General features: G+C 39.3%; 5 protein-coding genes. 4 read left to right on the top strand and 1 reads right to left on the bottom strand.

Annotated elements, in window-relative coordinates; genetic code table 11:
* Window positions 1-685: 685 nt before the first annotated feature.
* The 4 genes from lldP to dld all read left to right on the top strand — a co-directional run bounded on the left by lldP (window position 686) and on the right by dld (window position 6,176).
* Window positions 686-2,350: an L-lactate permease gene (lldP, locus tag NI467_RS14155; RefSeq protein ID WP_174659101.1), complete on the top strand. Its 1,665-nt coding sequence runs from the start codon at window positions 686-688 to the stop codon at window positions 2,348-2,350.
* A gap of 17 nt (window positions 2,351-2,367) precedes the next feature.
* On the top strand, window positions 2,368-3,111 hold the full coding sequence (lldR, locus tag NI467_RS14150) for a transcriptional regulator LldR (RefSeq protein ID WP_174659102.1): 744 nt from the start codon (window positions 2,368-2,370) through the stop codon (window positions 3,109-3,111).
* 3 nt (window positions 3,112-3,114) lie between these two features.
* Window positions 3,115-4,260 (top strand): FMN-dependent L-lactate dehydrogenase LldD, encoded by a 1,146-nt coding sequence (gene lldD, locus NI467_RS14145; protein WP_253153462.1) that lies wholly within the window; start codon window positions 3,115-3,117, stop codon window positions 4,258-4,260.
* 215 nt (window positions 4,261-4,475) lie between these two features.
* Window positions 4,476-6,176: a D-lactate dehydrogenase gene (gene dld / locus NI467_RS14140; protein WP_253153463.1), complete on the top strand. Its 1,701-nt coding sequence runs from the start codon at window positions 4,476-4,478 to the stop codon at window positions 6,174-6,176.
* Window positions 6,177-6,209: 33 nt separating this feature from the next.
* Here the strand turns inward: dld and NI467_RS14135 are convergent.
* Window positions 6,210-6,456: transposase family protein (locus NI467_RS14135; protein WP_253153461.1), on the bottom strand; the 247-nt coding region annotated here is incomplete at its 5' end.

Here is a 6,456-nt window from a genome sequence, read left to right as displayed (position 1 = left end):
ATAAAGTGCCCCAAATAGAAGAATTACTACCTCACCGCTGGAAACCTGAACCCCGTTAAAACTTGGCGATGGCGTTCAGCGGATGCTTACGGTTAATTTTAAATTAAATTCTGAACAGCCACCAATCTCCTAGACAAATTTGGTCCATATATTAACGAGGTATGGCTCATGTTGAGCAGACCATTCGGTCGTTGAGTCAAGTCAAATCAAGATATCTTCTCAATTTACTCGGGCTTGGTGAGAAGAGGATCAATTATTTGTACGATAAAGTTTAGGTACAGGTTTACTCATTTACAAAATTAAATGCTGAATAAGCCCTAAAAACATTGGGCTGCACAACCAAGCTTATGAAAGTTAGGAAATTTAGTAATTTATGTTTATCCAATTCATTATAAGACTAAAGTTATAGAGTCTCTATTCCAACCGCAATTATGTGGTGCGGATAGATTGATTTATATACATCTCTTAAGTTTCTAATAACGTATAAGATTTTAATAAATTACAGAATTGGTCATACCAAATATTAAGTTAAGTTATCTTTCTTGTGTTTTTAGGTTACTATTACTAATATAATCGCTCTAAATGTCCATTTTATTCCTTAATTACCTAAATTGGTCATACCAGTTTGATTTATAAGTATAATGAACTGTTCAATCTAGTAGTTAAGCATTTCAAGGAGTAGACAATGCTTCAACAGTGGCAACAAATTTATGATCCCATGAGTAATATTTGGGTTTCGAGTGCTATTGCGCTAGTTCCAATTGTTTTCTTTTTTTTAGCGTTAGCTATTTTTCGCATGAAGGGTAGTGTAGCCGCGACAATTACTGTTTTTTTAGCCTTTCTGGTTTCATTATTTTTATATGAAATGCCAATCGAAATGGCATTGGCATCAATGGTATATGGCTTCTTCTACGGACTGTGGCCAATTGCATGGATTATTATCGGTGCGGTTTTTATATATAAGATTTCAGTGAAAACAGGACAGTTTGAGGTTATTCGTTCCTCTATTCTATCAATTACAGAAGATCAACGTCTGCAAATGTTATTAGTAGGATTTGCTTTTGGTACGTTTTTAGAAGGTGCAGCAGGTTTTGGTGCACCTGTGGCAATTACTGCGGCATTATTGGTAGGACTCGGTTTTAAGCCTTTGTATGCGGCTGGGCTATGTCTGATAGTAAACACTGCACCTGTTGCTTTCGGTGCAATGGGAATTCCGATCATTGTGGCTGGGCAGGTTTCAGGTGTTGATACCATGGAAATCAGTCAAATGGTGGGTCGTCAGTTACCCTTTATGGTGCCAATTGTATTGATATGGATCATGGCAATCATGGATGGTTGGCGTGGAGTTAAAGAAACTTGGCCTGCTATTTTAGTTGCAAGCTTATCTTTTGGTTTAGCACAATATTTAACATCAAATTTTGTTGGGCCTGAGTTACCCGATATTACTGCTGCAATTGCATCATTGATCAGTTTAACTATATTGCTTAAGTATTGGAAACCAAAACATATTTTTCGTTTTCAGGATAAAGATATACGGGTAGATGAAACTATTATCGAGCAAGCTCGTAAGCAATATAGTGTGGGACAGATAGCCAAAGCTTGGTCTCCATTTTTGATACTTACAGCAATGGTGACGGTCTGGAGCATCAAACCTTTTAAAGATTTATTTATTAAAGATGGTGCCCTAAGTGATTTTGTAATTTCAATTAAAGTGCCGTATCTGCATCAATTGATTCAAAAGCTGCCGCCTGTTGTGCCTGAAATTAAAGATTATGATGCGATTTATAAGTTCGATTGGTTATCGGCAACGGGTACAGCAATTATGTTGGCGGCATTACTCACGATTATTTATTTAAAAATGAAACCTAAAGCGGCAATTTCGACATTCTTTGAAACAGTGAATGAACTGAAAACACCAATTTATTCGATTGGTATGGTGCTAGCTTTTGCGTTCATTGCCAACTATTCAGGTCTGTCAGCGACACTTGCTTTGGCACTGGCACATACGGGTCAAGCTTTCACCTTTTTCTCACCATTCTTGGGTTGGGTCGGAGTGTTTCTTACAGGTTCAGATACTTCAGCTAATGCATTGTTCTCAGCGTTACAAGCAACTACAGCACAGCAAATCGGCGTGCCTGAAGTTTTATTAGTTGCTGCCAATACCAGTGGTGGAGTAACAGGTAAGATGATTTCCCCTCAATCGATTGCAATTGCTTGTGCGGCAGTGGGTTTGGTTGGTAAAGAATCTGATTTATTCAGATTTACAGTAAAGCACAGCATTATCTTTACGATCATGATTGGTATTATTGTGACCTTACAAGCTTATATTTTCCCGTGGATGATTCCGTAAACGGGTCAAGGAAAAGAATGAAAGTCTCTGACAAAGTAGTACAGCGTTTACGTCTATTGATTGAAAAAAATAATGTGCAAATCGGAGAGCGATTGCCTGCTGAACGCCAACTCTGTGAACAGTTGGGTGTGTCTCGTAGCTCTTTACGTGAGGCGATTCAACAGCTGATTGCCGCAGGAATTATTCAGAGCAAAGCGGGTGCAGGTACCTATTTAAAGCAGTTGCCTGCACATTGGTCACAGCATCAAATCGTTGAGCCATTATCCGGATTGATGGATCAAGATCCTGAATATCGTTTTGATGTACAAGAAGCTCGTATGGTGCTTGAAGGTGGTACAGCATGGTATGCGGCACAACGTGCTACCCCCAGTGATTTGATCAATATTCGTCAGTGTTTTGAGCAGATTAGCCATTTTCAGGCTTTAGGTGATGATGCTCATGCAGCAATAGCGGATGCAAAGTTTCATCTGGCGATTGCAGAAGCATCCCACAATCTAGTGTTGATCCAAATGATGCGTAGTTTGTTTGATTTATTACAAGACAATGTGATGTTGGGGCGACGTAAAGTTTACACCACACCACAACATTTTGAACAATTGTATGACCAACACTTTGAGGTGATGGACGCAATTGAACGTCAAGACTCAAAGGCTGCTCGTAAGGCAGCTTGTGGGCATATTGAATTTGTTGTTCAACGCGTACGTATGATCGATGAGGAAGAAGCACGTCGTCAACGTTCGAGTCGATTAAATAGGACATAAATTATGATTATTTCTTCTGCAAATGACTATCGTGAAGCTGCGAAACGTCGTTTACCACCATTTTTATTTGAATATATTGATGGTGGTGCCTATGCGGAATATACCTTAAAGCGTAATGTGGAGGATTTATCAAAAATCGCTTTACGTCAACGTGTGTTAAAGAACATGTCTGAGCTGAGCTTAGAAACGCAATTGTTTGGTGAGAATTTGGCATTGCCAGTGGCATTGTCACCTGTAGGCTTAACGGGTATGTATGCACGTCGCGGTGAAGTTCAAGCCGCTGTTGCCGCAGATAAAAAGGGCATTCCCTTTACCTTATCAACAGTTTCAGTTTGTCCGATTGAAGAAGTGGCACCTGCGATTCAACGTCCAATGTGGTTTCAACTGTATGTACTACGTGACCGTGGATTTATGAAAAATGCCTTGGAACGTGCTAAAGCAGCAGGCTGTTCTACCTTAGTATTCACAGTAGATATGCCCGTTCCAGGTGCGCGTTACCGTGATGCACATTCGGGGATGAGTGGTAAAAATGCTGCAATGCGCCGTTATATGCAATCATGTATGCATCCACACTGGGCTTGGAATGTCGGTTTATTAGGGCGTCCACATGATTTAGGTAACATTTCAAAATATCTAGGTAAGCCGACAGGTCTTGAAGATTATATCGGTTGGCTGGGCAATAACTTCGACCCTTCAATTTCTTGGAAAGATCTTGAGTGGATTCGTGATTATTGGGAGGGTCCTATGGTTATTAAAGGAATTTTAGATCCTGAAGATGCTAAGGATGCAGTACGTTTTGGAGCAGATGGAATTGTGGTCTCCAATCACGGTGGTCGCCAGCTTGACGGTGTGTTGTCTTCTGTTCGTGCACTTCCTTCAATTGCAAGTGCGGTTAAAGGTGACATTAAAATTTTAGCAGATTCAGGAATTCGTAACGGTCTTGATGTAGTACGTATGTTGGCTATGGGTGCAGATATTTGCATGCTTGGTCGTGCATTTGTATACGCACTTGGTGCTGCCGGCGGTGCTGGGGTAAGTAATTTACTAGATTTGATTGAGAAAGAAATGCGTGTAGCAATGACATTGACTGGTGCAAGAACCATTGCAGATATTACATCGGATTGTTTGGTTAAGTTAGAAAAAGAGTAAGCAATTTAATTACCCACTTTAGTAAATTCCTGCCAAACTTCCTTGGAAAAAAGAGATTCTTATCCGAATAATTTAGGTGAAAAGCTTCCTTTTAAAAAGGAGGCCTTAATAGTTTAGAAAGAATCTCGCCCAATCGTCACTTGAGCTGAATTTTAAAAGATACCTAGGTGAGAAAATTAAATTATTTGGGCATTTATAAAATAGAAGACTTAAAAATGATAAACATTCAATCCTCTTCTCAACAAACAATTCAAAAACTGATTGATGTTGTTGGTAAAAAAAATGTAATGACTGGCGAGAAAGATACTCGTTTGTATCGCCAAGGTCGCCGTTACGGTGCAGGGAATGTCTTAGCTGTCGTTATTCCTGGGACATTGGTAGAACAATGGAAAGTATTAAAAATAGCGGTTGACGATGGTTGTATCGTAATCATGCAAGCTGCGAATACAGGACTTACGGGTGGCTCAACCCCATTCGGCGATGATTACGACCGTCCAGTATTGTTGATGAGTACTCGTCGTCTAAGTGGTATTCAAGTAATCAATGAAGGTAAGCAAGTCATTTGTTTACCAGGTGCGACTTTGGATCGTTTAGAAAAAGAATTAGCAGTTTTTAATCGTGAACCTCATTCAGTCATTGGTTCATCTTGTATCGGCGCTTCAGTCTTAGGAGGCGTGTGTAATAACTCTGGTGGAGCATTGGTGCGTCGTGGACCTGCTTACACAGAACTTGCATTATATGCAAGGGTGAATGATCAAGGCTCGCTTGAATTAGTCAATCATTTAGGTGTTAATCTGGGGCATTCCCCTGAGGAAATCTTATCGAATTTGGAACAACGAAAATATCAAATTACCGACATCGAAAATGAGAGTCAGTGCTATGCATCAGACCATCGTTATATTAAAGATGTGGCGAAAGTTGATGAAAACACACCGGCACGTTTTAATGCTGATCCATCTCGTTTATTTGAAGCATCGGGTTCAGCGGGTAAAGTCTGTGTGTTTGCGGTACGTTTAGATACGTTTGAGAGAACTTCAAGTCAAGTGTTTTATGTGGGGAGTAATCGCCAAGAGGATTTAACCGAAATCCGTCGTTTTTTACTGAAGGATTTACCGCGTATCCCTATTGCTGGTGAGTATATTCATCGTGTTGCTTATGACATTGGTGCTGAATATGGTAAGGATACTTTTATGTTTATCGAGAAATTCGGTACAGCCAAAGTGCCTGCTGCATTTGCAATGAAAGATAAAATAGATGCTTATCTTGAAAAACTTAAAATGCGTGGTCTTTCTGATAAATTCTTGCAGTTGCTGACAAAGTTTCTACCTTCGCACTTGCCGAAGCGTATGAATGCATTTCGAAATTTATATGAACATCATTTGATACTACGTATTGAAGATCAAGATGTGGCTGCAGTAGAGGCATTTTTAGAAAGGTACTTTGATCATCACAAAACTGGTGATTATTTCCTTTGTGATGAAGATGAAGGGCGAAAAGCATTTTTACATCGTTTTGCGGTTGCAGGTGCTGCAATTCGTTATCGAGATACGCATCGATCAGAAGTCGAAGATATTGTTGCATTGGATATCGCACTTCGCCGGAATGATCGTGAATGGGTAGAAACCTTACCTAAAGAAATGGATGAGCAGATTTTACATAAATTGTATTACGGACATTTTTTATGTCATGTATTCCATCAAGATTACATTGTTAAAAAAAATGTTGATCCTTTAGCTATGGAACATGCAATGTGGCGTTTATTAGATAATCGTGGGGCTGAGTATCCAGCAGAGCATAATGTTGGACACTTATATGTAGCTAAGCCTGCATTGAAAAATCATTATAAAAAACTTGATCCAACAAATACTTTTAATGTCGGAATTGGGCAGACATCTAAGCTTAAATATTGGAAGTAATATGAATGATTTTTAATAGACTTCTTTCATAAGTCATTTTTTACTCAGCTCCAAGTTATAGATTCCCGCAATTAAATTGAATCTTAATCCTAGTCTTTTGCCTCGATTGCGATATCGCTCAGCAAGAATTTTGAAGGTTTTCAAACTGCCAAATACATGCTCAATCCCAATTCTTCTTTTATTGATCTCCTGATTATAGATTTTTAGTTCAGGATCCAGTTTACAGCGCTTCTTTGCTTTTAATGGCAACAAGCTATTTGGATACACTGTATAAATTCCC

Origin of the sequence: Acinetobacter sp. S4397-1, assembly GCF_024129285.1 — a bacterium.
Lineage (GTDB): Bacteria > Pseudomonadota > Gammaproteobacteria > Pseudomonadales > Moraxellaceae > Acinetobacter > Acinetobacter lwoffii_C.
Note: the sequence above shows the minus strand (reverse complement) of the source record. Positions and strands in the feature narration are given on the sequence as shown.